Source organism: Saccharothrix luteola, assembly GCF_020859565.1.
GTDB lineage: Bacteria > Actinomycetota > Actinomycetes > Mycobacteriales > Pseudonocardiaceae > Actinosynnema > Actinosynnema luteola.
The window spans coordinates 1-24965 of record NZ_JAJHUO010000013.1; the positions used below are offsets into that span (position 1 = coordinate 1).

General features: G+C 72.4%; 24 protein-coding genes and 1 pseudogene. 9 read left to right on the top strand and 16 right to left on the bottom strand.

Annotated elements, in window-relative coordinates; translation table 11 throughout:
- Positions 1-683: MFS transporter (locus tag LNK82_RS47775; RefSeq protein WP_230568343.1), on the bottom strand; the 683-nt coding region annotated here is incomplete at its 3' end.
- 327 nt (positions 684-1010) lie between these two features.
- On the opposite strand from LNK82_RS47775, the gene LNK82_RS18980 reads away from it, so the two are divergent.
- The 3 genes from LNK82_RS18980 to LNK82_RS18990 all read left to right on the top strand — a co-directional run bounded on the left by LNK82_RS18980 (position 1011) and on the right by LNK82_RS18990 (position 4545).
- Positions 1011-1709: a GNAT family N-acetyltransferase gene (locus tag LNK82_RS18980; protein WP_230568344.1), complete on the top strand. Its 699-nt coding sequence runs from the start codon at positions 1011-1013 to the stop codon at positions 1707-1709.
- 157 nt (positions 1710-1866) lie between these two features.
- On the top strand, positions 1867-3606 hold the full coding sequence (locus LNK82_RS18985; RefSeq protein ID WP_230568345.1) for a glycoside hydrolase family 13 protein: 1740 nt from the start codon (positions 1867-1869) through the stop codon (positions 3604-3606).
- A gap of 378 nt (positions 3607-3984) precedes the next feature.
- Positions 3985-4545, top strand: coding sequence for a phosphotransferase family protein (locus tag LNK82_RS18990; RefSeq protein ID WP_230568346.1), 561 nt, complete (start codon positions 3985-3987; stop codon positions 4543-4545).
- Between the two features lie 23 nt (positions 4546-4568).
- On the opposite strand, the gene LNK82_RS18995 is transcribed toward LNK82_RS18990, so the two are convergent.
- The gene (locus LNK82_RS18995; RefSeq protein ID WP_230568347.1) at positions 4569-5438 is read right to left on the bottom strand and encodes a helix-turn-helix transcriptional regulator; all 870 of its coding nucleotides are present in this window, start codon (positions 5436-5438) and stop codon (positions 4569-4571) included.
- Between the two features lie 126 nt (positions 5439-5564).
- On the opposite strand from LNK82_RS18995, the gene LNK82_RS19000 reads away from it, so the two are divergent.
- Positions 5565-6470: an oxidoreductase gene (locus LNK82_RS19000; RefSeq protein ID WP_230568348.1), complete on the top strand. Its 906-nt coding sequence runs from the start codon at positions 5565-5567 to the stop codon at positions 6468-6470.
- Positions 6471-6543: 73 nt separating this feature from the next.
- Here LNK82_RS19000 and LNK82_RS19005 read toward each other — a convergent pair whose 3' ends face one another.
- The 9 genes and pseudogenes from LNK82_RS19005 to LNK82_RS19045 form a co-directional block, all read right to left on the bottom strand.
- Entirely contained in the window at positions 6544-7113 is a 570-nt protein-coding gene (locus LNK82_RS19005) for a hypothetical protein (RefSeq protein ID WP_230568349.1), read from the bottom strand.
- Between the two features lie 195 nt (positions 7114-7308).
- The gene (locus LNK82_RS19010; protein WP_230568350.1) at positions 7309-7917 is read right to left on the bottom strand and encodes a DinB family protein; all 609 of its coding nucleotides are present in this window, start codon (positions 7915-7917) and stop codon (positions 7309-7311) included.
- Between the two features lie 19 nt (positions 7918-7936).
- On the bottom strand, positions 7937-9709 hold the full coding sequence (argS, locus tag LNK82_RS19015) for an arginine--tRNA ligase (RefSeq protein WP_230568351.1): 1773 nt from the start codon (positions 9707-9709) through the stop codon (positions 7937-7939).
- Between the two features lie 82 nt (positions 9710-9791).
- Positions 9792-10271 (bottom strand): annotated as a pseudogene (locus LNK82_RS19020) (Crp/Fnr family transcriptional regulator); the annotation flags it as partial.
- A gap of 74 nt (positions 10272-10345) precedes the next feature.
- Positions 10346-11398, bottom strand: a complete 1053-nt coding sequence (locus LNK82_RS19025) for a medium chain dehydrogenase/reductase family protein (protein ID WP_230568352.1) — start codon at positions 11396-11398, stop codon at positions 10346-10348.
- Positions 11399-11506: 108 nt separating this feature from the next.
- Positions 11507-12556: an ABC transporter ATP-binding protein gene (locus tag LNK82_RS19030; protein ID WP_230568353.1), complete on the bottom strand. Its 1050-nt coding sequence runs from the start codon at positions 12554-12556 to the stop codon at positions 11507-11509.
- Positions 12553-13359, bottom strand: a complete 807-nt coding sequence (gene modB, locus LNK82_RS19035; protein WP_230568354.1) for a molybdate ABC transporter permease subunit — start codon at positions 13357-13359, stop codon at positions 12553-12555. Before modB ends, LNK82_RS19030 begins: the two co-directional genes overlap by 4 nt.
- Positions 13356-14096, bottom strand: a complete 741-nt coding sequence (gene modA, locus LNK82_RS19040) for a molybdate ABC transporter substrate-binding protein (protein WP_230568355.1) — start codon at positions 14094-14096, stop codon at positions 13356-13358. Before modA ends, modB begins: the two co-directional genes overlap by 4 nt.
- Positions 14096-14494, bottom strand: a complete 399-nt coding sequence (locus tag LNK82_RS19045) for a TOBE domain-containing protein (protein ID WP_230568356.1) — start codon at positions 14492-14494, stop codon at positions 14096-14098. Before LNK82_RS19045 ends, modA begins: the two co-directional genes overlap by 1 nt.
- A gap of 273 nt (positions 14495-14767) precedes the next feature.
- Here LNK82_RS19045 and LNK82_RS19050 point away from each other — a divergent pair, with 273 nt between their 5' ends.
- Complete coding sequence (locus LNK82_RS19050) at positions 14768-15019, top strand: hypothetical protein (RefSeq protein WP_230568357.1); 252 nt, start codon at positions 14768-14770, stop codon at positions 15017-15019.
- On the opposite strand, the gene LNK82_RS19055 is transcribed toward LNK82_RS19050, so the two are convergent.
- From LNK82_RS19055 to LNK82_RS19070, 4 genes are all read right to left on the bottom strand, one after another.
- Complete coding sequence (locus LNK82_RS19055) at positions 15016-15927, bottom strand: NAD-dependent epimerase/dehydratase family protein (RefSeq protein WP_230568358.1); 912 nt, start codon at positions 15925-15927, stop codon at positions 15016-15018. The genes LNK82_RS19050 and LNK82_RS19055 overlap by 4 nt on opposite strands.
- Before the next feature lie 21 nt (positions 15928-15948).
- Complete coding sequence (locus tag LNK82_RS19060; RefSeq protein WP_230568359.1) at positions 15949-16770, bottom strand: tyrosinase family protein; 822 nt, start codon at positions 16768-16770, stop codon at positions 15949-15951.
- Between the two features lie 34 nt (positions 16771-16804).
- A complete protein-coding gene (locus LNK82_RS19065; RefSeq protein ID WP_230568360.1) occupies positions 16805-17242 on the bottom strand; it encodes a tyrosinase family oxidase copper chaperone in 438 nt (145 codons plus the stop codon).
- A gap of 203 nt (positions 17243-17445) precedes the next feature.
- Positions 17446-18618: a metallophosphoesterase gene (locus LNK82_RS19070; RefSeq protein WP_230568361.1), complete on the bottom strand. Its 1173-nt coding sequence runs from the start codon at positions 18616-18618 to the stop codon at positions 17446-17448.
- 106 nt (positions 18619-18724) lie between these two features.
- On the opposite strand from LNK82_RS19070, the gene LNK82_RS19075 reads away from it, so the two are divergent.
- Positions 18725-18919 carry a hypothetical protein gene (locus LNK82_RS19075; RefSeq protein ID WP_230568362.1) on the top strand — a complete coding sequence of 65 codons (195 nt, stop codon included), beginning with the start codon at positions 18725-18727 and terminating at the stop codon, positions 18917-18919.
- A gap of 150 nt (positions 18920-19069) precedes the next feature.
- Positions 19070-21211, top strand: a complete 2142-nt coding sequence (locus LNK82_RS19080) for a putative bifunctional diguanylate cyclase/phosphodiesterase (RefSeq protein ID WP_230568363.1) — start codon at positions 19070-19072, stop codon at positions 21209-21211.
- 135 nt (positions 21212-21346) lie between these two features.
- On the opposite strand, the gene LNK82_RS19085 is transcribed toward LNK82_RS19080, so the two are convergent.
- The gene (locus LNK82_RS19085) at positions 21347-22003 is read right to left on the bottom strand and encodes a thiaminase II/PqqC family protein (protein ID WP_230568364.1); all 657 of its coding nucleotides are present in this window, start codon (positions 22001-22003) and stop codon (positions 21347-21349) included.
- Between the two features lie 281 nt (positions 22004-22284).
- Between LNK82_RS19085 and LNK82_RS19090 the strand changes: the two genes are divergently transcribed.
- Complete coding sequence (locus LNK82_RS19090; protein ID WP_230568365.1) at positions 22285-24345, top strand: diguanylate cyclase; 2061 nt, start codon at positions 22285-22287, stop codon at positions 24343-24345.
- 4 nt (positions 24346-24349) lie between these two features.
- A complete protein-coding gene (locus LNK82_RS19095; protein WP_230568366.1) occupies positions 24350-24808 on the top strand; it encodes a pyridoxamine 5'-phosphate oxidase family protein in 459 nt (152 codons plus the stop codon).
- Positions 24809-24965: the final 157 nt, after the last annotated feature.

A 24965-nucleotide genomic window follows, 5' to 3' on the forward strand; every position in this document is an offset into this window, starting at 1 on the left:
CCCACGGCCGCCACGCCCGCCACCACCACGACCGCGAACCAGAACGGCGTGGTGATGCCGAACTGGCGGGCCGGCAGCCCGCCGACGAGCGCGCCCAGCGCGGACCCGCCGACGCTGAGCAGGAAGAAGGCGCTACCGGCCCGGCCGCGCAGCTCGTCGGGCACCTCCCGCTGCCGGATCGACTGCGTGATCACGTTCCACACCACCGCGTGCACGCCGAACACCGCGAGGACGGCGCCCGCGACCCACACGTCGCGGGCCGGCGCCAACCCCGGGTGGGTGCCCGCCTCGACGACCAGGCCGACCCGCAGCAGCGCGGTCGGCCCGAACCGGTCGACCAACCGGCCGGCGACCGCCGTGCCGGGCACGCCGCCGACCGCGATCGTGCTGAGCGGCAGGCCGAACCACCGCGGGTCGAGGCCCGGCCGCTCACCGGCGTACAGCACCATGATCGACAACGCGCCCATGAGCGTGAGGTTCATCAGGCACAGGCACAGGCAGAGGCCGAGCGTCCGCAGCACCTCGTGCCGCCACAGCCGGCGCAGCCCCTCGCCGATCTCGGCGCGCACCGTCCGCCGTTGCACCGGCGCCTGCGCCGGCAGGCCCCGCAGCGCCGCGACGAGCACCGCGGCGATCACGAAACTGGCCGCGTCCAGCCCGAACGGCACCGCGGCGGCGACCACGAACACCGCCGCGCCGACCAGGGCGCGACGAGTTGGTTGCCGAGGATGTGCGTCGCCACCAAGCGCGAGTTTGCCCGCGGCACGAGTTCCGGGGCGACCACCGCCGACGACGCGTTGGCGGCGATCGTCTCGCCGACCCCGAGCAGGAACAGGCAGGCGTAGACCACGGGCAAAGCGGACGTCAGCGACCGCGCCCACCCGGGGCACGCGGATCGACACCCCGTTCAGCCCAGGACGGATTCCGCCGAGAGCGATGAGGTGGTGGACAGACCGGCCCGGCGGCGCGGATGATTCGCGCAGTCGCGAACTACTGGGGGGTACCCGCGCATGGCCTCGCCGTTGGACAACCCGGCCTGGACGTCGTTGACCGGACCGCACGCCCACTTCGCCGAACGGCACGGGCAGGTGGCGCGCTACCCGCTGGACGTGGCGACGTTCGTGGGGCTGCCCGACCGCCCGGACGAGCGGGTGTGGTCCGACGTCGCCGCGCTCGCCGGACCGGACGCGATCGTGCCGATCACCTCGACGCTCGCCCCGCCCGCCGACTGGGAGGTCGTCGAGCGCATCGAGGTGGTGCAGCTGGTGGAGGACGGCCTGCGGGTCGCCGAGGACGCCGAGGCGGTCCGGCTCGGGCCTGCCGACGTGCCGGAGATGCTGGACCTGGTGGAGCGCACCCAACCCGGACCGTTCCGGCCGCGGACCGTGGAACTGGGCGCCTACCTGGGCATCCGGCGCGACGGCGCGCTGGTCGCGATGGCCGGCGAACGCCTGCGACCGCCGGGGTGGACCGAGATCAGCGCCGTGTGCACCGATCCCGCGCACCGCGGCCAAGGCCTGGCCACCCGGCTGGTGCTCGCCGTCGCGGCCGGCATCCGCGCCCGCGGCGAGCAGGCGTTGATGCACGCCGCCGCCACCAACACCTCCGCGATCCGGCTCTACGAGTCGCTGGGCTTCCGGGTGCGCACACCCGCCGCCATCACGCTGCTCCGCGTGCCCGCGCACACCGCGGTGGGCCGGCCCGCCTGACCGGACCTCGGTCGGCGGCCGCCCTGACCGTCCACATCGGACCGACGTGCCGGCGGTCGGGGCGTGCGTCCGGACGGGGGACGGCGGTGTCGGGTGCGGTGCCGCGCGGGTAGTGGTGGACTGGGACGACGTCCGACGAACCAGGTGAGGGTGGAACATGACTCTGGAGCAGGCCCGGGCAACGACCCCGACCACGGCGCCGTGGTGGACCTCGGCGGTGGTGTACCAGGTGTACCCGCGCAGCTTCGCCGACTCGAACGGTGACGGCGTCGGTGATCTGGCGGGGCTCGCGTCGCGCTTGGACCACCTGGAACGGCTCGGCGTGGACGTGATCTGGCTCTCGCCCGTCTACGCCTCGCCGCAGGCGGACAACGGCTACGACATCTCGGACTACCAGGCGATCGACCCGGTGTTCGGCACGTTGGCGGACTTCGACGCGTTGGTGGGTCAGGTCCACGCCCGCGGGATGAAGCTGGTGATGGACCTGGTGGTCAACCACACCTCCGACGAGCACCCGTGGTTCGTGCAGTCCCGGTCGTCGCGCGACAACCCGAAGCGGGACTGGTACTGGTGGCGTCCGCCCCGTGACGGTTTCGAAGCCGGTCAGCCGGGCGCGGAGCCGACGAACTGGGGGTCGTTCTTCTCCGGCCCCGCGTGGACGCTGGACGAGGCCACGGGCGAGTACTACCTGCACCTGTTCGACCGCAAGCAGCCGGACCTGAACTGGGAGAACCCCGAGGTCAGGCAAGCCGTCTACGCGATGATGCGGTGGTGGCTGGACCGGGGCGTGGACGGCTTCCGGATGGACGTCATCAACCTCATCTCCAAGGACCCCGACCTGCCCGACGGTGCCACCACCGGTGTCGGCGGCCTCGGCGACGGGTTCCCGCACGTCGCCACCCGCCCCGGCGTGCACGACTTCCTGCGCGAGATGAACCGCGAGGTGTTCGCGGGACGCGCCGGCGAGTTCCTGACCGTGGGGGAGATGCCGGGCGTGACGTGGGAGCAGGCCCGGCTGTTCACCGACCCGGCGCGGGGCGAGGTGGACATGGTGTTCCAGTTCGAGCACGTCTGGCTCGACCAGGGGCCGGGCGGGAAGTTCGACCCGAAGCCGTTGGACCTGCGCGACCTGAAGGCGTCGTTGGGCCGCTGGCAGACGGCGTTGGCCGACGTGGGCTGGAACAGCCTCTACTGGAACAACCACGACCAGCCCCGCGTGGTGTCGAGGTTCGGTGACGACGGCGAGCACTGGCGCGAGTCGGCGACCGCGCTGGCGACCGTGCTGCACCTGCACCGGGGCACGCCGTACGTCTACCAGGGCGAGGAACTGGGCATGACGAACGCGCCGTTCGCCGGCGTGCACGAGATGCGCGACGTCGAATCGCTCAACCACTACCGCCAAGCCGTCGCCGCCGGCGCCGACCCCGAAGCGGTCCTGCGCGGCCTGCGCGCGATGGGCCGCGACAACGCCCGCACCCCCGTGCAGTGGGACGCCACCCCCAACGCCGGCTTCACCACCGGCGAACCGTGGCTCGCCGTGAACCCCAACCACACCTGGCTCAACGCCCGGACCCAGTACGACGACCCCCGTTCCGTCTTCAACCACTACCGCGAGCTCATCCGGCTGCGCCACCAACTCCCCGTCGTCGCCCTCGGCGACTTCCGCATGCTCCTGCCCGACCACCCGCACGTCTACGCCTACGAACGCACCCTGGACGACACCCGCCTGCTCGTCGTGGCCAACCTCGGCGGCACACCGCAGACCGTCGACCTGGACCGCGAGTGGTCCGCCGCCGACGTCGTCCTGGCCAACACCGACGAGGCGCTGATCTCGCCCGGACGAGTGGACCTCCGGCCCTGGGAAGCGCTGGTCCTCACCCGGTCAGCCGCCCCCTGACCCCGCGGATCGGGGGAAGCCGCCCGAGAAAGTCGTTTCCGACCGACGGACGTCCTGCCGGACAATGGCCTGGCCGCGCGACCTGAGGGGGACGATGGAGGCATCGGACGTGCCACGTGCGGTGGCCGCGAGCGTCTCCACGGCCGCCGCGCTCGGGCTGGCGGTCGACGACACGGTCGTCCTCCAAGCCTCGAACACGCTCACCCTGCGCCTGCTGCCGTGCGACGTGCTGGCCCGGGTGGCGCCGGTGGCGCACCAGGTCGCGCAGTTCGAGATCGACCTCGCACAACGGCTCGCCGCCTCCGGGAGTCCGGTGGCGGCACTGGAGCCACGAGTCGAGCCACGCGTCCACGAACGCGACGGCTTCGCCATCACGCTGTGGACCTACTACGAATCCGCGACGCACAAGAGATCCCGTCAGCCGACTACGCCGACGCGCTCCAACGGCTGCACGCCGGCATGCGCCGGGTCGACGTCCCCGCGCCGCACTTCACCGATCGGATCGAGCAGGCCCGACGGCTCGTGGCGCACCGCGACTTCACCCCGGCGCTCGTCGACGCGGACCGGCGGCTCCTCGGCGACGCGCTGCGAGGCCTGCGACGGGCGATCACCGGGCGCGGCGCCGCCGAACAGCTCCTGCACGGCGAGCCGCACCCCGGCAACGTGCTCACCACGAAGAGCGGACCCCTGTTCATCGACCTCGAGACGTGCTGCCTCGGACCCGTCGAATTCGACCTCGCCCACGCGCCCGAGCACGTCGAGGAGCACTACCCGGGCGTCGACCGGGAGTTGCTGCGCGAGTGCAGGCTCCTCGTCCTGGCGATGATCACCACCTGGCGCTGGGACCGCGACGACCGGTTCCCGGACGGCCGCAGGCTCGGCGCGGAGTGGCTCGACCGGCTCCGCGCCGAACTCGATCGACACCACTTCGACGTGTGACCGCGCCGGCGACCCGGGAGTAGTCAGTCCGCGGACGCCGAGCGCGTCGCGTGCAACGACGCCAGGAGCTGCAGCCGGTCCGCGTCGGCGCTGCCCGGTTCGGCGGTGTAGACGAGCAGCACCGGTCCCGGGTTGCCGGGCAGCGGGTAGCTGTCCCAGTCCAGGACGATGTCGCCCACCTCCGGAACCCGGAACGTCTTGGTGCCGCTGACCGACTCGCGCACGTCGTGCCGGGCCCACAGGCGGCGGAACTCCGCGCTGCGGATGCTCAGCTCGCCGACGATCGCGGTGGCCCGCGGGTGCGTCGGGTCCGTGGCGACGGCGGCGCGCATCATGCCGATGTAGTCCAACGCCTGCCGCTCCCAGTCCGGGCAGCTCCGCGCGCCGGTCCGCGCGTCGTCGAACAGCAGCAGGAGCATGTTGAGCCGGTCGGGCGGGTAGCCGCCCGGGTCGCCGAACAGCGCCTCCGCCATCGGGTTCCAGTCCAGCAGGTCCAGGTGCCTGCCGAGCACGACCGCCGGCGTGCCCGTCACCCGCAGCAGCCGACGCGTGCCGGCCGGCACCCGTTCCGGATCGCGGTGCACCCGGGCGGGCGCCGGCCGGCGGGCCGCGCGGGCCAGGGTGAACAGGTGCCGCCGTTCTTCGTCGCCGAGGCCGAGCGCGCCGGCGAGCGCGTCCAGGACGTCGTCGGACGGGCGCACCTCCCGGCCCTGCTCGATCCGCTGGTAGTAGTCGGTGCTCAGCCCGGCCAGCAACGCCAACTCCTCGCGCCGCAGCCCGGAGACCTTGCGCCGGCCGCCCGGCTCCAGGCCGACGTCGTGCGGGCGCAGCCGGCTGCGCCGGGCGCGCAGGAAGTCGCCGAGCTCGCGGGCGTAGGGATGGGGACTGCTCATGCCACCAGTGTGTCTCGCCGCCGGGCGCCCGAGGTAGGTCTCGCAGACCCAGGAAACCGACACCGACCGAACCGGCCCGAACCGCCCCTAACGTCGGCGGGACACCGACACCTCCAGGAGCAGCAGATGACCGGATGGACCGCCGACCGCATCCCCGACCAGCGCGGCCGGGTCGCCGTCGTGACCGGCGCGAACTCGGGCCTCGGCCTGGTCACCGCGACCGAACTGGCCCGCCGCGGCGCCCACGTCGTGCTCGCCGTCCGCGACACCGCCGCCGGCGAGCGGGCCGCCCTGCGCATCGGCGGTGACACCGAGGTCCGCGAGCTGGACCTGGCGTCCCTCGACTCGGTGCGCGCGTTCGCCGCCGGGCTGGCCGACGACCACCCGGCGATCGACCTGCTGGTCAACAACGCCGGCGTGGTCCTGCTCGGCCCGCGCCGCACCTCCGCCGACGGCTTCGAGCTGCAGTTCGCCACCAACGTGCTGGGCCACTTCGCGCTGACCGGCCTGCTGCTCGACAACCTGGCCGCGGCCGGGGACGCCCGCGTGGTCAGCCTCAGCTCGATCACCCACCGGAACGCCCACCTCGACTTCGACGACCTGATGTCCGAACGCCGCTACCGGGCCACCACCGCCTACGGCCGGTCCAAGCTCGCCACCACGGTCCTCGGCGTCGAACTGGACCGCCGCCTGCGCGCCGCCGGGTCGCCGATCGTCGGCGTGCTGGCCCACCCCGGCGTCACCCGCACGAACCTGACCCCGCGCGCCTGGGAGCACCGCGGCCGGTTCGGGCAGGTGATCGCACGGGTCGGCCTGCTGGCCACGCAGTCGGTCGAGCAGGGCGCGCTGCCGCAGCTGCACGCCGCGACCGCACCCGGGGTGCGGGGCGGCCAGTTCTTCGGGCCGTCCAGGCTCTGGGAGACGATGGGCCCGGTCACCGAAGCCCGATTCGGCCGCGAAGCAGCCGACCCGGCCATCGGCAAGCGACTCTGGGCGGCCGCCGAGCAACTGACCGGCGTCACCTACCTCTGACCCCGACGGCCGACGGCCGTGATCGGAGATCGGTCGTTCCGCCCGCACCGGCCGGCGGTTCCGCAGGCGTCCGTCAGCCGTGGTCGGGAGTCCCGGTGGCGCTCGCCCACCGGGACGGGCGCGGCGCGGTCCCGTTCTCCGCTTCGTCACGGCGGTGGATCTCGATCAGCTCCTCGCGGTAGCGGTGATCCGCCGAGGGCAGTTCGTCGCGCACCAGGGCACCGTTCTCCCACCACTGCACCAAGCCGCGGCCCAACTCCTGACCCGCGCGCGTGTGCACGCAGTGGGCGTAGTCGGGGACCTCGACCAGCGCTTCCCCGAGCGCGACCTTCGTGGCGACCCAATCGGCGTGCTCGGAACCGGTGCGGTCCTTGGGCGCGGAAGCGAGCAGGCGCACGGCGTGGCACGCCATCATCCAGTCCCCACCGCGCGTGGCGTCGGAGTTGCGGTGGAGCACGTCGACCAGCAGCGGTCCGAGGGGCAGACCCATCCCCACGTCCTCGACCGCGATGATCCGCAGCCGCCGCCACAGGTGCTGAGCGACGTCCGGCGAGGTCGTGAACATCTCGTAGGCGGCCAGCACGGCGTTGTCGACGCGACCGCGCCTGATGTCCTTCTGCAGGACCGAGACGAGGTCGTCCACCGGAATGCCGCGGGGCGAAACGATGTGTGAGTACGGGTCCTCGGTGAAGTGCGCGGGACCGTGAAGATGTGGCACGAGTCGCCTGTCCTTCCACGTGACGACGGCAGACGCGTCCGACGTGCGGAAGGGGTCTCCAACACCCTCAGCGTAGCACCGCACCAGGCGACCGGGCCGGTCGTCGCACCAGGCGACCGGTCAGGCCGTCGTCGCCTCGGCCGCCTTGGCCGCCCGCTCGACCTCCGCGCGCCGGTCCGCCCAGAACGCCGCGTCCCGCCCCTGCCGGGCCATGCTCGCCGCGTCCATCTCCACCTCGCCGTCCAGCTGTTCGCGCAGGATGTCGGCGTGCCCGGCGTGCCGACTGGTCTCGGTCAGCACGTGGACCAGGACGTTGAACAGCATCACGTCCGGACGCGGCCACCAGGGGACGTGACCGGGCGCGTCGACGGCGAGCTCGGTGATCGTCGCGTCGGAGTGCCGCCCGACGCGCCGGTACAGGCCGATGATGTCCTCACGCGTCTCGTGCTCGGTCGCCCACATGTCGGTTCCGCGCTGTGCGAGGTCGTCCCACCGGGGGAGGGCCTCGGGGAACGGCCGGTCGAAGACCTCGCCGAAGTACCGGGACTCCGACACGGCCAGGTGCTTCACCAGGCCGAGGAGGTTGGTCCCGGTCCCGGTCGCGGTCAGGGGACGGCGGACGTCGTACTCGGACAGCCCGTCGAGCTTGCGCAGCACCACCTCGCGGATCTCTCGCAGGTCGTCGTGCAGGTACTGCTTGGCGAAGTCGTCGATCACGGGTACGAGCATGCACCACCGAACCGGTCGGCTACATCCGTTGCGGCGCGGTGATCCCCAGCAGTTCGAGCCCGTGACCGAGGGTCCGCGCGGTCAGCCGGCACAGGGCCACTCGGTTGCCGCGCACCGGTTCGTCGGCCTTGAGGACGGGGCAGGCGTCGTAGAAGGCGGTGAAGGCGCGGGCCAGGTCGTAGAGGTAGCCGCAGAGCCGGTGCGGTTCCAGGGTGTCGGCGACCTCGGTGACGACGGCGCCGTAGGCGTCCAGCGCCAAGCCGAGCTCTCGTTCGGCGGGGTGCATCGGGACCGCGCGGTCGACCGTCGTGCCCGAATCGCCCGCGTGGTGCAGGATCGAACTGACCCGGGCGTGGGCGTACTGGAGGTAGACCCCGGTGTTGCCGGCGAAGGACACCATGCGGTCGACGTCGAACGAGTAGTCCTTCACCCGCGAGGTCGACAGGTCGGCGTACTTGACCGCGGCGATGCCCGCCGACTCGGCGATCCGGTCGAGCTCGGCCGCGTCGAGGTCCGGGTTCTTCTCCGCCACGATCGCCCGCGCGCGCGACACCGCGTCGTCGAGCAGGTCCATCAGGCGGACCGTGCCGCCCGCGCGGGTCTTGAACGGCGTCCCGTCCGGACCGAGGATCGTGCCGTAGGCGGCGTGCTCGGCGGTGACGCCGTCGGTGAGCCAGCCCGCCCGCCGGGCCGCCTCGAAGACCAGCTGGAAGTGCAGCGCCTGCCGCGAGTCGGTGACGTAGATCAACCGGTTGGCCTTGAGGTCGCGCAGGCGGTAGCGGATGGTGGCCAGGTCCGTGGTGTCGTAGCCGTACCCGCCGTCGCGCTTGCGGACCATCAGGGTGACCGGCTTGCCCTCGGGCCCGGACACCTCGTCGGAGTAGAAGACGAGCGCGCCGTCGCTCTCCACCGCCAGCCCCGCGTCGACCAGCTCCCGCACGGTCTCGCCCAGCATCGGGTTGTAGAACGACTCGCCGACCGAGTCCTCGGGCGTCAGCAGCACGTTGAGCCGGTCGTAGATCGCGCTGAACGACCGCTCGGACTCCGCGACGATGTCCTGCCACACCGCGACCGTCGCCGGGTCGCCGGCCTGGAGGGCGACGACCCGCGAGCGCGACCGGTCGGCGAACTCCGGGTCGGCGTCGAACTCCGCCCGCGCCGACCGGTACAGACCGTCCAATGCCGACACCGCCGAGGTGCCCTCGCCCAGCTCGTCCTGGTGCCACGCGGCATCGGGGTGCTCGTCGAGGTACTGGATCAGCATCCCGAACTGCGTCCCGAAGTCGCCCAGGTGGTTCTGCCGCAGCACGTCCGCGCCGAGGAAACCCACCACGCGCGCGAGGCTGTCGCCGATGATCGTCGTGCGCAGGTGCCCGACGTGCATCTCCTTGGCGATGTTGGGCGCGGAGTAGTCGATCACCACCCGACGACCCGGTTCGGTCACGCCCACGCCGAGGCGCGCGTCCGCCAGGCGGGCGGCGACCTGCTCCCAGACCGCGGCGCCGGTCACGGTGACGTTGAGGAAGCCCGGACCGGACGGTTCCACCGCCGCGATCACCGCGTCGCCCTCGACGTCGAGCCCGGCCACGACCTGCGCGGCCAGGTCGCGTGGCGGCACGCCGACGCGCTTGGCCAACGCCAGGGGAGCGTTGCACTGGAAATCGGCGCGATCGGATCGTCGCACCACCGGATCCGCGCCCGCCAGGTCCTCACGGACCCGGCCGATCGCCTCCGACATCGTCGTGGCGATCCGTTCCAGCAGCGACGGCACGTCCTGGTGGTGGGCACTCACCTGACACAGCCTCCTTCGTAGGCAGGCGATTGTCCCAGGCTCCACGGGCCCTCGGCCGACCAGGGTCGGCGCCGTCGCAGGGCTACTCCCGGGCGACTTCCACGTCCTCCAGCACACCGAGCGCGTCCGGCACCAGGATCGCGGCCGAGTAGTAGGCGCCGACCAAGTAGGACGTGATCGCCTTCTCGTCGATGCCCATGAACCGCACGTTCAACCCGGGCTGGTACTCGTCGGGCAGCCCGGTCTGCCGCAGGCCGATCACGCCCTGCGCGTCCTCCCCGGTGCGCATCAGCATGATCGAGCTGGTCCTGGTCCTGCTGACCGGGATCTTGCCGCACGGGAAGATCGGCACGCCGCGCCAGCCCGGGATCTGGTGACCGTTGTGGTCGACGCCGCTCGGGTACACCCCGCGCTTGCCGCACTCCTTCATGAACGCCGCGATCGCGCGCGGGTGGGTCAGGAAGAAGGTCGGCTCCTTCCACACCGCGGCGAGCAGCGCGTCCATGTCGTCCGGGGTCGCCGGCCCGGTGCGGGAGTGGATGCGCTGGGACAGGTCGGCGTTGAGCTCACCACGTCGTTTCCGCGACCCGCACCGGTGATGGAAAGGACACCCCGAGTGGGTGTTGCGGCGCGCGACTACTCCGTCCAGCGTTGCGGGAGGAGGATCACCTTGCCGGTGACGGCGCCGGACTCGGCCAGGCGCACGGCGTCCACCACCCGCTCCAGCGGCACGCGAGCGGCGATCCTGGGTGACAGGGAGCCGTCGGCGAGCAGGGCGAACACCGAACCGAGGTCGCGGGCGAGCCGCGCGCGGAACCTGGCGCGGTTGCGCTTGCCCGCCCAGACGTTGAAGAAGGTGGCGCGGCGCCCGTTCGGCAGCGCGTTCCACCACAGGAGTCGCACGACGAGCTTCAGCACCGGCAGCATGGCCGAGCCCGGCTCGTCCTTCGTGGACGCGCTGCCGTACGCGATGAGCGCGCCCCGGCGGGCGAGCAGGCGGTAGGAGTCGACCAGGCCGGGTCCGCCCACGTGGTCGAACACCGCGTCCACGCCGTCCGGGGCCAGCTCGCGGACCTTGCCGGGCACGTCGGCGTCGCGGTAGTCGACCGGGATGGCGCCCAGCGCCCGGACCGCGTCGTGGTGCCGCGCCGAGGCGGTGCCGATCACCCGTGCGCCGGCGAGCACGGCCAGCTGCACCAGCAGCGACCCGACACCGCCGTTCGCGCCCAGCACGAGCACGGTCTGGCCGGCCCGGACCTCGGCGAAGCCGTGCGCCAGCTGCCACGCGGTGACCCCGTTGACGACCAGCGCCGCCGCCTCGGCCACGTCGACCCCCGCCGGCACCGGCACCAGGTCGGCCGCGTCCACCACCGCGTGGCTGGTCCAGCCACCGGTCTTGGTCAGCGCCGCGAACCGCCCGCCGACCAGGCCCGGGTCCACGCCCGCGCCGACCGACGCGACCGTGCCGACCAGGTCGTAGCCGGGCACGAACGGGAACGGGGGCTGGTCGAAGTACTTGCCCTTGCGCATCTGCTTCTCGGCGAAGGAGACGCCGGACGCCTCGACCCGCACCAGCGCCTGCCCCGGGCCGGGGGTCGGGCGCTCGCGGCGGCGCAGCCGGAAGCCCTCGGGCTCGACCACGCCCGGCAGCACGACTTCCAGGACCTGCTCGGCGGACTGCTCGCTCATCGCTTCCTCCAGTATGTGAGTGGTCAGTTACTCACACTTGAGTCAACGCTGAGAGTGAGGGTCCTGTCAAGGCAGATCAGCAGAAGAGTGGTTGGTTACTCACACTTGTTACGACGGGTATGCGTGTGCCTCGGTGGCCTTCACGGCGGCCCACAGCTCGTCACCAGGCCGGAGCCGGAGGTCCGCGACGGTGGCGGTGGTGATGTCGGCCAGCACGGGCGGCACACCGTCCAGCCGCACGCGCGTGGTGTGGGCGTGCTGCTCGATCCCGGCCACGGTGACGCGCCACGCGTTGCGCGGACTGCCGGCCGGGCGCTCGGGGTGCAGGCCGACGGCGCTCGGCGGGAACACCACGTGCACCGGCCCGGTCGCCGGCGCCGCCACGGTGAGCGTGCCGCCGGCGTCCAACGACACGGTCGTGCCGCGTGCCGTGCCGCGGTACAGGTTGAGGCCGACCAGGTCGGCGACGTAGTCCGTGCGCGGGCGGCGGGCCACCTCGGTCGGCGCGCCCTCCTGCACGACCTGGCCGTGCTCCAGCACCACCAGCCGGTCGGCCAGCACCATCGCGTCCAGCGGGTCGTGCGTGACGAGCAGCGTGTGGCCGGGGTAGTCGCGCAGGTGCCTGCCGAGTTCGGCGCGCACGTGCAGCCGGGTAGCGGCGTCCAGCGCGGCCAGCGGCTCGTCCAGCAGCAGCAGGTCCGGCCCGGTGGCCAGGGCGCGGGCCAGCGCGACGCGCTGCGCCTGCCCGCCGGACAGCGCGCGCGGCTTGGCCTTCGCGTGCGCGGTCAGCCCGACGCGGTCCAGCCACCGTCCCGCCTCCGCTCGGGCGTCCGCACGGCCCGCACCCCGCGCCCGCAGGCCGAAGGCGACGTTCTCCAGCGCCGACAGGTGCGCGAACAGCAGGTAGTCCTGGAACACCACGCCGATCGGACGCCGTTCGGCGGGCCGGAACACGGTCGGCGGCACGTCCCACTCCTGGTCGCCGAGCCGGATGTGCCCGCCGCTCAACGGGAGCAGTCCCGCCAGGGCGCGCAGCGCGGTGCTCTTGCCCGCGCCGTTCGGGCCGAGCAGGGCGACCACCTCACCCGGCTCCACCACCAGTTCCGCGCCCAGCCGGAACGCGCCGCGGGTGACCCTCAGATCGGCGTGCAGCGTCATGACGGCCCGCTGATCCACCGGTCGCGCAGCGCGGCCAGCACACCCACGGACACCATCAGCAGCACCACGCTCAACACGATCGCCGCGTCCGGATCGGTCTCCAGGGCCAGGTACACGGCCAGTGGCATGGTCGTCGTCTCGCCCGGGAAGTTGCCCGCGAAGGTGATGGTGGCCCCGAACTCGCCCAACGCCCGGGCCCAGCACAGCACCGTGCCCGCGACCACCCCCGGCAGGATCGACGGCAACGTGACCCGCCGGAACGCCAGCCAGCGCGACGCGCCCAGCGTCGCGGCGGCCTCCTCGTAACGCGGATCGGCGGCCCGCAGCGCGCCCTCCACCGAGATGACCAGGAACGGCATCGCCACGAACGCCTCCGCCAGCACCACCCCGGCGGTGGTGAACGGCAGCGAGACGCCGAACCACGCGTCCAGGTACTGCCCGACGAGCCCCCGCCGACCGAGCACGAACAGCAACGCCACCCCACCCACCACGGGCGGCAGCACCAGCGGCACCGTCACCAACGCCCGCAGCACGCCCCGCCCCGGCACGTCACCGCGCGCCAGCAGCCACGCCAGCGGCACGCCCAGCACCAGGCACACCACCGTCGCCAGGCTCGCGCACACCAACGACAGCCGCAGCGCCTCGCCGACCGACGGGCTGGAAAGCCGCGACGGCAGCGTGCTCCACGGCGCGCGGACCAGCAGGCCCACCAACGGGACGAGCAGGAACGCGAGCCCGAGCACGGCCGGCAGCACCAGCGCCACCGGCAGGCGGCCCCCGGTCCGACGGCGGGTCGACGTCACGGCGCGTCGAACCCGGCCTCGGCGAGCACCGCCCGACCCCGGTCGGACCGCACGTGGTCCACGAACGCCCGCGCGCCAGCCGCGTTCCGGGCCTTGGCCAACGGCGCGATCGGGTAGTCGGTGACCGTCCGGTCGGCTTCCGGGAACCCGATGCCCTCGACCTCGCCGGCCGCGGACCCCAGGTCCGTCCGGTACACCAGCCCGGCGTCGACCTCGCCCAGCCGCACCTTGGTCAGCACCGCTTTCACGTCCTGCTCCACGGTGTCCGGCCGCGCGGTCACCCCGGCGGCCTCGAACGCCCGCTCCGCCGCCGCGCCGCACGGCACCTGCGCCGCGCACAACGCGATCTTGGCCCCGTCGTCCGCGAAGTCCGCCAGCCCGGTGATCCCCGCCGGGTTGCCCGCGGGCACCGCGATCACCAACCGGTTGCGCGCGAACGTGACCGGCTCGGCGGCCGTCCCGCCCGCGTCGGCCACCTGCGCCATGTTCGCGGGCGCGGCCGAGGCGAACACGTCCGCCGGCGCGCCCTGCCCGATCTGCTGCGCCAACGCCGAACTGCCGCCGAAGTTGAACGCGACCTCCACGCCGGGGTGGGCCGCCTCGAAGTCCTCGCCCAGCCTGGTGAACGCCTCCGTCAACGACGCCGCCGCGAACACCGTGACGCGGCCGGCCGCCGTGGTTCCCGGCGCGCCGCAACCGGCCACCACCAGCAGCGCCGCCAGCGCCAGCGCGCGCATCACGCCTCCGGGATCTCGACGACGACGTGCGTGGACTTGATCGACGCGACCGCCACGGCGCCCACCTCGAGGCCGAGTTCGTCGGCCGAGTCGCGGCTCATCAGCGAGACCACCCGGAACGGCCCGGCCTGCAGCTCGACCTGCGCCATGACCCCGTCCTTGACCACGCGCGTGACGATCCCGCGCATCCGGTTGCGCGCGGACGCGGCCACCGTCACGCCGGGCTCCGGCGCCTCGGCCAGGCGTTGGGCGAACTCGGCCAGCTCGCGGCCGTCGACACCCTTGCGCCCGCTGTCGAGCTGCACCTCGGCCAAGCGGCCCTGGTCGATCCACCGGCGCACGGTGTCGTCGCTCACCCCGAGCAGGGAGGCGGCGTCACTGATCCGCAGATTCGGCACATCGAGCAGTGTAACGCCGCACCTGCGGAGTCATGTGATCTCCGATTCGCCACCCGCCCGCCGGTAGCCTCCCGTTCACCCCGGCCGACACCCTGCCGCACGTCGGACGCGGAGCCGGCATGATCATCTCGGCCGTGCCCGCCACGGCCGCCGAACGCGCCCGAGGCCGGTACCCCGGCCGCGAACAACGCGGTGCGTGACCGCCCGGCTGGAGGCCGCGCGGACCACGTCGCGTAAGTTCACCCGGGGAGGCGCTTGACTGGGAGGGCGTAGATGGCGAGTTCCGGAGCACGGCGGCAGTTCGGGCGGGTGGACCCGTTCTGCCTGTTCATGGTCCTGCCGCTGGTGCTGATCGCGGGCATCCTGATCTGGGGTGGCCTGGCTTGGGTCGGCGTCGTCGTCATCGTCTGCGCGGCCATCGTGGTGCTCATCGACTCCTGGACCAACCGCCCGCTCCCGTTCGACGTGCCCGAGGACGACGACTACGACTACGACCCGCCCGACCCCCGTCGACGCGCCTACTAGGCCCGGGGGAACGTCTCGGCGATGGCGTCGTCCACCGAAACCGGCCGGATCGGTGTGACGAACAGCTCGCGCAGCAGCAGCGCGCCCGCGTGCGCCGGGTCGATGCCGGACTGCTTGCCCGTCACCCGCTGCACGAGCCCCGTCACCCGCAACGCCACCCGCACCACCGCGCCCGGCAGGCGGCGCACCTCCCGCGGCCGACCGGCGGCGGTCGCGATGCGGCCGATCATGTCCGGCCACGTCAGGTTCTCGGCCGCCACGGGGATGTCCTCGCCGGACGCCCGCTCCAGCGCGTCGACCGCGACGTCGGCCACCTGCGCGGCCGTCGTGGCGGCACTGCCACCGGGCGGCGCGAGCAGCGGGGACCGCGACCGGACCCACTTGTCCAGCGGGCCCGCCCAGTTCGGCAGCCGGTCACCGGCCCGGCCGAACACGAACGGCAGCTCCAGCACCGCCACCGGCAGGTCCGGCCCCGCCGCCGCTCGGCCCTCCCGTGCCTGCTCGACCCGGCTGCGGACGTACGGGTGGCGGTCGACCAGCCGCCACTCGGGGTGCAGCCGGTGGAAGTGCGTGTAGTACGACCCGAGCACCACCGCCCGGCTCAACCCCTCCTCGCGCGCGGCGGCGAGCAGCCGCACGACCGGTGCGACGTTGCCCCGGTGGAACACCGGGTACGCGGGACTGCGCGGCACCTCCCGGTCGTCCGCACCGGCCGCGAACACCACGCCGTCGTGACCCGCGAGCAACGCCCGGAACTCCGCCTCGGTCGCCGTCGTCGCGTCGAGGGCGTGGTCGAGGTCGTCCCGCGCGGTCCGCGCCACGGACGTCACCTCGTGCCCCCTTGCCCGCAACCGCCCGACGACGTGCTGCCCGACCAACCCGCTCGCACCCACCACCAGGACCTTCACGGGCCGATCATGCCCGTCCCGTCACGCGTAGGTGTAGCTGCCCCGGTGGTCCAGGGTCGAGGACACGGTGACGCCGAAGGGGTCCAACGGCTCGTCCACGTCGACCACGTTCGCCACGCCGCCGCCGGGCCGGTACCGGTCGGCGCCGAAGCCCCAGCGCTCCTGCCACCGGGACCAGAGCCGGTCGATGTTGCAGTGGTGCAGGAAGAACACCGGGTCGTTCGGCGAGTCGACCTGCGCCATGTGCCCGCCGACCCAGACGTGGACGCGGTTGTGCAGGTTCGGCGACAGGCCCCCCTCCGCGCGGTTGCGCATGCCGCTGCTGGACGAGGAGTTCCACGGCGACACGTCGTAGGTCGACACGCCCATGACGGAGTCGACGTCGGACGTCGTGGGCAGCGAGCCGCGTAGCGTCATGGCCCGCCGCAACGACGTCGAGGACGTGGCGCTGACGTTGATCCGCCACCTCGTGGAGCCGGCGAACGGGCCGCTGAGGACCGCGCCGTTGCCGCCGGAGCCGTTGCCGCCCATGAAGTCGGAGGTGAAGGGCGCGCCGGTGGTGGAGCGGTTGGCCGTCCAGTCCCAGTACGGCAGGTTCACCGCCGGGTTGATCGCCTTCAGGCCGTTCTCGAGCTCGAGCAGGAACCGCCGGTGCCACGGCAGGAACGACGACGACATGTGCGCGTAGTTGTGGCTGTTGACCGCGTTGAAGTACGTCATGTGGGTGCGCACGAACCAGTCGTAGTTGCGGCCGCTGGCCTGCGCCTTCAGCGCCTTGACGGCGGCGACGAAGTCGGACTTCTCGGTGGCGGTCAGCGCGGCCGCGCTCTTGCGGGTGCCCATGGGCTCGTTCCTTTCGCGGGCGGTCGGGCGCCGGTCACGGGTGCGGGTGGTCGGCGTCGTGGGTCAGCTCCTGGTCGCCGAGCTGGTCCACCGCGAGCTTCGCCAGCTTCTTGAGGCCGTCCCGGTTGTTCCCCTCGTCCAGGGGGATGGGGTCGAAGTGGTTGAGCGTGCTGAGCACCGCGGTGTAGGTCGCGGCCGAGTCGGGTCCCACGGGCAGCTCGACCTGCATGACGCCGAGCTTCCGGCCGTTGATGTGGACCTTGTGCTTGCCCTTGTCCTTGTCGTGCTCGCCCTTGATCTTCTTCCCCTTGTAGGTCTCCTCGAAGTCACGGGGATCGGCGAGGGCGGCGACCCTGCTCGGACCGGCCGTGGCGCCGGAGGAGGCGAGGCCGGCGAAACCGGCCGCCGTGATCGCGATCAGGGCGGCGGTCGCGCCGTGCCGGAACACGTCTCGACGGGAGATGTCGTTCATGGGAGTCCTTCGGCGGCGTCGGGTGTGTCGAGGTTTCCCCCGACGGCGTCGTGACCGCTACCGCGACCTGCCGAACCTCTGCTGCCGAGCGTGCGACTGCTCCCGCCACCGAACAACGGTGCTCACCCGTTCGTGTGAGGCGTACACCCGTGTGGGTAGGGCCGAAATCCTCCCGGTGCACGCCTCCGCGCACGGGCGGTGGATCAGGCGGCGCGCAGGGTGAGCAACGAGATCTCGCTCGGCGCGAAGACGCGCAGCGGCGGACCCCAGAAACCCGCGCCCCGGCTCGTGTACAGCCGGGTGCGCTCGCCGTGGCGGCTCAACCCCGCCAGCACCGGCTGCTGGAGCCGCACCAGCAGGTGGAACGGCCAGATCTGGCCGCCGTGCGTGTGGCCGGACAACTGGAGGTCGACGCCCGCCGCGACGGCCTTGGGGATCTCGCTGGGCTGGTGGGCCAGCAGCACCACCGGGTCGTCCGCCCGCGTGCCCGCGAGGGCGGCGTCGAGGTCCGCGCCGTGTCCGGTCTCGCCCGAGTGAGCTCCGGTGACGTCGTCCACGCCCGCGAAGACCAGCCGCGCGTCGCCGCGTTCGAGCACCCGGTGCTGGTTGTGCAGGCTCGTCCAGCCCAGCTCCGTCATGTGGTCCAGCCACGCCTGGGCGTTGCTGATGTATTCATGGTTGCCCGACACGTAGAACCGGTGCCGTGCCCGGACGTCGCCCAGCGCGGCGGCCTGGCCGCGGCGTTGCGCCACCGTGCCGTCCGCGATGTCGCCGACGTGCACGACGACGTCCGGGTCGAGGGCGTTGACCGCCGCCACCGTGGCCGCGGACCACTTCGTGCGGTCGATCGCGCCGTAGTGGGTGTCCGCGAGCACCGCGATGGTGAGGCCGTCGAACGCCGCGTCCAGCCGGGGGAGCGGCACGTCCGTCCGCTTCACCCGCGGCACGCGGCGCGCCTCGCGGATGCCGTGCGCGACCAGCGCCAGGCCGAGGACGAGCAGGGTGACCGCGACGAACCGCGCCCGCAACGGGTTCTCCACGCCCGCCACCGCCAGCACGATCCGCAGCACGTGCGTGATCAGGGTCCAGGCGAAGAACACCCACGCGACGCCCAGCATCAGGTGCGCGACCCGTGACGCCCGGTCGGAGTGGCGGCGGCCGTGCGCGCGGACCAGCAGCAGCGGGAACGCCACCGACGTGACGACGAAGAACGCCGTGCCGACGACCTGCACCGGCCACGGCCACCGCGCGCCCGGCGCGAGCAAGCCCGTCCACGGGACCCAGAACAGCAGCGCGGTCACCGTCAGCAGCACCGCCGTGAAGATCACGCGCCGCCGCGCGGACGGGCGGGGTGGCGCGGTCGTCGTGCTCGACATCGGATCTCCTCGGCGGCTTTACGAACCAGCGGGCTCTTATCGACGGTAACCCGCCGTGCGGCCGGTGTCCAAGTTTGCCGCCGGGGTGCGCGGAAACCCCGGTCACATGGCTGACGAGCGCGAACGCGAGAGTCACTCGCCGGAGGACTTCCGGGTCGAGACGCCGGAGGAGGACGAGCGGCTGGCCGCCTCGCGGCGCAAGATCGACGAGGCCAAGGCGGTCGCCGCGGACCTCGCCAGGACCACGCCGGACCCGTTGCCCGACAGCGGGCCGCCGCAGGAGTCCACCCCCGGATCGTGACCCGCGCTCGATTCCTGCCCCTGTTTCGGCCGGTCCACAGTGGACTCACCCGAATGGCGGTTGCGTACCGGGAACATCGGTATGGATAGTGCGTTCTCCCCCGCGAGGGGACGTTCAATCGATCACCGCTTGACTTGGGGGTAACGGGGCGTGGCACGTCCAACGCGCGCCGTGGTGGACCACCTGCCCGCGTCACCCGCCCAGACCGGGTTGCGACGGATCCGGCGACTGACCGAGGTGTACGCCTACCTCAGCGTCACGGTGTTCACCCTGCAATTGCTCTTCGTGGGCACGGGGCACGAGCGGTTGGTGCCGATCCTGCTCGTGCCGGTCATGCTCGCGGCCTGGCGACTGTGGCCGAACCGGGGCGGCTGGGCTGTCGCCCTGGCGGAAGGCGTGATCGTCCACGGCGCGGTCTTCGTACTCCCGAACCCGGCGCCCGTGATCAACTTCCTGTTCGCGGTGACGATGCGACGCGCGCTGTTCGGCAGCCAGGAGCGGTTCCCGGTCAAGGTGGTGCCCGCGATGCTGGGGTACGTGTCCGGCTTCGTGGCGTGGATCGCGTTCAAGCCGGTCGTGGTTACGGGTCCGCTCGTCGCGTCCGTTGTGATGCCGTTGATGGGCTTGGCGGTCGCCGCCCTGGCGCTGCACGAGACGGTGCGCTCGGTGCGGCTGATGGAGGACGCGCACCGCACTGTCGAGGCCGTGGTGCGGGCCAGCCCGATCGGGCTCGTGCTGCTCGACGTCTTCGGCGCGCCACGACTGCACAACGACCGTGCGCGTGAGCTGCTGGACTGGCGCGGAGACGAGTCGGGGCGGGTGCCGTGCCCGCACGGTCCGGACATCACGAGCTGCGAGCACGGCTGCCGTGCGGGCGACGACCCGGTGGAGGTCCGCGTGACCCGCGCGGACGGCACGACCGGCGTGCTCGCCGTGCAGGCGGTACCGGTCGAGCACGTCTCCGAACAGCACACCCTGGTCACCGCGCTGGACGTGAGCAAGCGCCGTGAGCTGGAGGACGCGTTGCGCACCCGTGCCGAGCGGGACGAGTTGACCGGGCTCGCCGGGCGGACGCACTTCCTGCACCTGGTGGACGAGGCGCTGCTGGCCGGCGAGGCGGTGGGCCTGCTGGTGATCGACCTCGACGGGTTCAAGGAGGTCAACGACGCCGAGGGGCACGAGGCGGGCGACTGGTACCTGGTGTCGGCGGCCGAGCGGATCGGCCGGGCCGTCGGGCCCGTGGCCACCGCCGCGCGGCTCGGCGGCGACGAGTTCGCCGTGCTCGCGCCCGGTCACGACGTGCGTGAGTCGGCACGGCTGGCCACCCGCATCTTGTCGGAGTTGGCGCGGCCGTTGACCGGGTTGGGGCACGACACGGTGATCCGGGCCAGCGTCGGCATCGCGGTGTCGTCACCGGGGGCGGGGACGGCGGAGCTGCTGCGTGACGCGGACACCGCGATGTACGTGGCCAAGCGCGAGGGCGGCGGGCGGGTCCGGCTGTTCCGGCCGGAGATGGGCGAGCGGGTGCTGGCCCGGCAGCGCGACAAGGCCGACCTGCGCACGGCGGTGTCCGACGGGCAGCTGGTGCTGCACTACCAGCCGATCGTGGACCTGGCGACGTCGGAGGCGGCGGGTGCGGAGGCGTTGGTGCGGTGGCAGCGGCCGGGGCACGGGTTGCTCGGGCCCGGCGAGTTCATCGGGTTGGCGGAGGAGACCGGCCTGATCGTGGCGCTGGGCAACAAGGTGCTGGCCGGGGCGTGCGAGCAGGCGATGCGGTGGCGCGAGCAGGGGCGTTCGCTCGGCGTGACGGTGAACGTGTCGACCAGGCAGCTGTCCGCGCCCGCGTTCCTGCCGTCGTTGGACCGGGTGCTCAAGACCACGGGCCTGCCGCCGGAGCGGTTGACGATCGAGGTGACCGAGTCGGTGTGGGCCGACGGTGCGGCGATGCGCGGGCTGATGGAGGTGCGGGAGACCGGCGTGCGGGTGGCGCTGGACGACTTCGGCACGGGCTACTCGTCGCTCAGCTACCTGCAGCGCTACCCGTTCGACGTGGTGAAGATCGACCGGTCGTTCACCAACGCCCTCGCCGAGACCGGCCGCACCGCCGGTGTCGTGCGCTGCATCATCGACCTGGCGGAAGTCCTCGGTGCCCACACCGTCGCCGAGGGCATCGAGACGCAGGCCCAGGCGGACTGGCTCCGCAACGCCGGCTGCGCCTACGCCCAGGGCTACCTCTTCGGCCGCCCCGACCTGGCCGAGAACTGGGACACCCAACCCTCCGTCCCCCACTGACCCGAGAGTCCTACGTCCAGCGCGCGAGAGTCCTACGTTCGCGCACCCCGAGTTGAACGCTCGGCGATGCCTGAACGTAGAACTCAGTGGTCCTGAACGTAGGACTCTCGCGACGTGAACGTAGGACTCTCGAGGTCAGGGGAGGTCGGCCAGGGTGTTCCAGAACATCAGTTCGTAGGAGTGCAGGAGGCGGGCGGCGGGTAGGGCGGAGTCGGGGGTCCAGCCCGTCGCGAGGACGTCGGTCAGGGCGCGCAGGCTCAAGGCGTCCAGTTCGGGCGAGGGTTCGGCGAAGAAGTCGAAGAACGCGCAGCCCGCGTCGTCGAAACCGTAGTGCTCGCGCAGCGCGGCGGCGATCGTCGCGCAATACCCACCCCATTCCGCGAAGTTCGCCAGAATCGCCAGGAGCGCGTCGTGCGGATTGCCGTCCAACGCCAGCCTGGCCACGTACGACGGATATGCCTGGCACCCCGGCAACGGCCGGTACTCGGCCACGTCGTCCGGGGTCAGGCCGCACGCGGCGGCGAAATCGGCCAGTTTGGCCAACGCCAGCCCCTCGCCTCCCGCGACCGTCGCGAAGAACTCGCGCTGCGCGGGCACGGGAGACTGCGCGGCCAACGTGAGGAACGCTCGCCAATCGCTCTGCACGATGCGGTGCTCTTCGGCCGCCAACGCCTGCAACGTCGCGAGCGGCGCTTCGCCGGATGCGATCAACGGCACCAGCCGGTTCGTCCCGCCCTCGCCCTTCAACTCCTCCCGCACCCGCTCCAACAGGTGTTTCGCGTCCTTCGTCATCGTTCCCCCTCGTCCGGGCACCGCCCGTCACCGGCGACGGCGGCATGACCAATAGGCACTCTATAGAGCCCCCGGAAGCCGCGCGGATGGGCCATGCGCATCGGTTCTGCGGATGAAGACTCGGCAACAGGGATTGACGCGGACTCCCCTTTACCGGTCTCATGGCCCCGCCTTGTCGAACGTCAGCGTCACCTCAGTGGGGAGTGCCGGGATTGCGCGTCGCCGGAGCAACGTCGGACGAAAACGGCGAAATCCCGATCGGTGAACAGCATCAGCTGTGGATGGGATACCTGGTTTTCGGCCTGTTATCGGTCGGGGTCTACTACGCGCTGCCGATCTTCGTCGGCACGATTCCGCTCCGGGTGGTCGTCTACTGCGCGGTGAGCACGTCCGCCGCCCTCGCCGTGTGGTGGGGCGTGCGGCGCAACCGGCCCGAGCCCCGCGCGCCGTGGATCGTGCTCGGCCTGAGCCAACTCGTGTACGCCTTGGCCGACACCACGTTCTACATCGCCCACTACGTGCTCAACGACGCCAGCTACCCGTCCGTGGCCGACGCCTTCTACCTGGGCCACTACCCGCTCGTCGTGGTCGGCCTGCTCATGCTGATCCGGCAGCGCCGCACCGACCGCGACCTGCCCGGCCTCCTCGACGCGGTCTCGCTCACGGTGGTCGCGGGCCTGCTGTCGTGGGTCTTCGTGATCGGCCCGCAGACCCGCCTCGGCACGCCGCTGCTGGTCGAGATGGTGTCGCTGGCCTACCCGCTGATGGACCTGGTGATGCTGCTGGTCGCCCTGCGGCTGCTGTTCGGCGGCGGACGGCGGGAGGCGTCCTTCGTGCTGCTGGTCCTCTGGCTGGCCGCGATCCTCACGGCCGACACCGTGTACGTGTTGCAGCGCCTCGACCTCAGCTACGCGGCGGGCAACTTCCTGGACGCGATCTGGCTGACCGGCAACCTGGCCCTCGGCGCGTGCGCCCTGCACCCGTCGATGGGGCGGATGGCGCAGGCCGTCGACGTGCCCGCGCTGAGGCTGAGCTGGCCGCGGCTGGCGATCCTGTCCGGCGGCGCGTTGATCGGGCCGGCGTTGCTGCTGGTGCAGAACGCCCAAGGCGTGCGCCGTGACGTGCCGGTGATCGCGGCGGGCTGCGCGGTGCTGTTCGCCCTGACCGCCACCCGCCTCGCGGGCCTCGCGGTCGATCAGCGCAGCCTCGCCATCACCGACAGCCTCACCCGGCTGCGCAGCCGCCGCTACTTCGAGGCACGTCTCGCCGACGACCTGGCACGGGCCAGGCGCACCGGGCTCCCGCTCGGCGTGGTGATCCTCGACGTCGACCGGTTCAAGTCGATCAACGACCGGTTCGGGCACCCGGCCGGCGACCGGGTGCTGGTCGAGGTGGCCAACCGGCTGCGCGCGATCGCGGGCCAGGGCCGGGTGCTCGCCCGGTACGGCGGCGAGGAGTTCGCGCTGATCGCGACCGGTGTGGACGCCGAGAACCTGGGCCGCCTCGCGGAACGGTTGCGGCACGGGGTCTCCCACCATCCGATCGCCGTGAGCGGTCGTAGATCGGTGACGGTTACGCTCTCCGCCGGCACCGCCGCGTTCGCGCCGCACTACGGCACGGCGTCCGCGTTGGTGTCGGCGGCTGACCGCGCGTTGTACCTGGCCAAGGATCTCGGTCGGGACCGGGCGGTCGCCGGTGGCACATCGCTCACCGAGCACCGGGAGGACGTCGCGGTGGACTACCTGAACCAGGTCGCGGACCTGGTCGACCTGCGCGTGGCCAGTCCCGGGCGCAGCCTGGCCATCGCCGAGTGGGCGCGCACCGTCGCCGAGCACCTGAAGCGGGACCCGGCCGAGGTCCAGAACGCGCACCGCGCGGGACGGCTGCTCGACGTCGGCATGATCGTGCTGCCCGACGACCTGCTCACCGAGTCCGGCCCGCTCACCGACCAGCAGTGGCACCTGCTGCACGAGCACCCCGACAGCGGCGCGCGCATGGTCGGCGTGCTGCCCGACCACGGCGAGGTGGCCGAGGTCATCCGCCAGCACCACGAGCGGTGGGACGGCGCCGGCTACCCGAACGGCCTGGCCCGCGACGGCATCCGGATCGAGGCGCGGATCCTGTCGGTGTGCGACGCGTGGGCGGCGATGCGCGCCGACCGGCCGCACCGGCGCGCGCTGACCCACGAGCAGGCCGTGCGCGAGCTGCGCTCCGGCCGCGGCGCGCGGTTCGACCCGGACCTGGTCGACGTGTTCCTGGCGTTGCTGGAGAAGGGCGCGGTCGGCGACCTGTCCGCCGGACCCGGCACGGCGGTGTCGCGAGAGGACAGCCGCCTATCCTGACGCCATGTCGCGCCGGGCCCTGATCACGATGACGACCGACGAGGTGCGCGCGTTCCTGGAGGAGCAGCGCGTCGTCACGGTGGCCACGATCGGCCCGAACGGCAGGCCGCACCTCGTGCCGCTGTGGTTCGTGGTGGAGGACGGCGACCTGGTCGGCTGGACGTACCGGTCGTCGCAGAAGGTGGCGAACCTGCGCCGCAAGCCGGAGGCGACGTTGCAGCTGGAGGCGGGGGAGACCTACGACCAGCTGCGCGGCGTGGCCATGGAGTGCGACGCGCGGCTGGTCGAGGAGCGGGCCGAGGTGGCCCGCATCGGCGCGGCGGTGGCGGCGCGCTACTCCGGGCACAGCGGGCCGGAACTGGACGCGTTCGTGGCCGCGCAGGCGGTGAAACGGGTCGGGCTGCGGTTCGCGCCCACCTCGGTCGTCTCGTGGGACCACCGCAAGCTCAGCGGCGCCTACTGACCCGTCGCAAGATCGCCGAACGGTCGGCGCAAGCGAACGCAAGTTTCCGCAAGCTCAGCGCAAGCGGTCGATTCGGCGACCCTTGATTCACAGCAGTCAAGTTTTTGCGTAGTTCAGTAGACATGTTGCGGCCGGTTGCTCGTGCTGCTTATGGTGT

What these genes read in the sequence shown, in the direction of transcription:
- LNK82_RS18980 (WP_230568344.1), top strand. Translation starts at nt 1,011, where the DNA reads ATGGCCTCGCCGTTGGACAACCCGGCCTGGACGTCGTTGACCGGACCG.
- LNK82_RS18985 (WP_230568345.1), top strand. Translation starts at nt 1,867, where the DNA reads ATGACTCTGGAGCAGGCCCGGGCAACGACCCCGACCACGGCGCCGTGG.
- LNK82_RS18995 (WP_230568347.1), bottom strand. Translation starts at nt 5,438, where the DNA reads ATGAGCAGTCCCCATCCCTACGCCCGCGAGCTCGGCGACTTCCTGCGC.
- LNK82_RS19000 (WP_230568348.1), top strand. Translation starts at nt 5,565, where the DNA reads ATGACCGGATGGACCGCCGACCGCATCCCCGACCAGCGCGGCCGGGTC.
- LNK82_RS19010 (WP_230568350.1), bottom strand. Translation starts at nt 7,917, where the DNA reads ATGCTCGTACCCGTGATCGACGACTTCGCCAAGCAGTACCTGCACGAC.
- LNK82_RS19025 (WP_230568352.1), bottom strand. Translation starts at nt 11,398, where the DNA reads ATGAGCGAGCAGTCCGCCGAGCAGGTCCTGGAAGTCGTGCTGCCGGGC.
- LNK82_RS19030 (WP_230568353.1), bottom strand. Translation starts at nt 12,556, where the DNA reads ATGACGCTGCACGCCGATCTGAGGGTCACCCGCGGCGCGTTCCGGCTG.
- modA (WP_230568355.1), bottom strand. Translation starts at nt 14,096, where the DNA reads ATGCGCGCGCTGGCGCTGGCGGCGCTGCTGGTGGTGGCCGGTTGCGGC.
- LNK82_RS19050 (WP_230568357.1), top strand. Translation starts at nt 14,768, where the DNA reads ATGGCGAGTTCCGGAGCACGGCGGCAGTTCGGGCGGGTGGACCCGTTC.
- LNK82_RS19060 (WP_230568359.1), bottom strand. Translation starts at nt 16,770, where the DNA reads ATGGGCACCCGCAAGAGCGCGGCCGCGCTGACCGCCACCGAGAAGTCC.
- LNK82_RS19065 (WP_230568360.1), bottom strand. Translation starts at nt 17,242, where the DNA reads ATGAACGACATCTCCCGTCGAGACGTGTTCCGGCACGGCGCGACCGCC.
- LNK82_RS19070 (WP_230568361.1), bottom strand. Translation starts at nt 18,618, where the DNA reads ATGTCGAGCACGACGACCGCGCCACCCCGCCCGTCCGCGCGGCGGCGC.
- LNK82_RS19075 (WP_230568362.1), top strand. Translation starts at nt 18,725, where the DNA reads ATGGCTGACGAGCGCGAACGCGAGAGTCACTCGCCGGAGGACTTCCGG.
- LNK82_RS19085 (WP_230568364.1), bottom strand. Translation starts at nt 22,003, where the DNA reads ATGACGAAGGACGCGAAACACCTGTTGGAGCGGGTGCGGGAGGAGTTG.
- LNK82_RS19090 (WP_230568365.1), top strand. Translation starts at nt 22,285, where the DNA reads ATGGGATACCTGGTTTTCGGCCTGTTATCGGTCGGGGTCTACTACGCG.
- LNK82_RS19095 (WP_230568366.1), top strand. Translation starts at nt 24,350, where the DNA reads ATGTCGCGCCGGGCCCTGATCACGATGACGACCGACGAGGTGCGCGCG.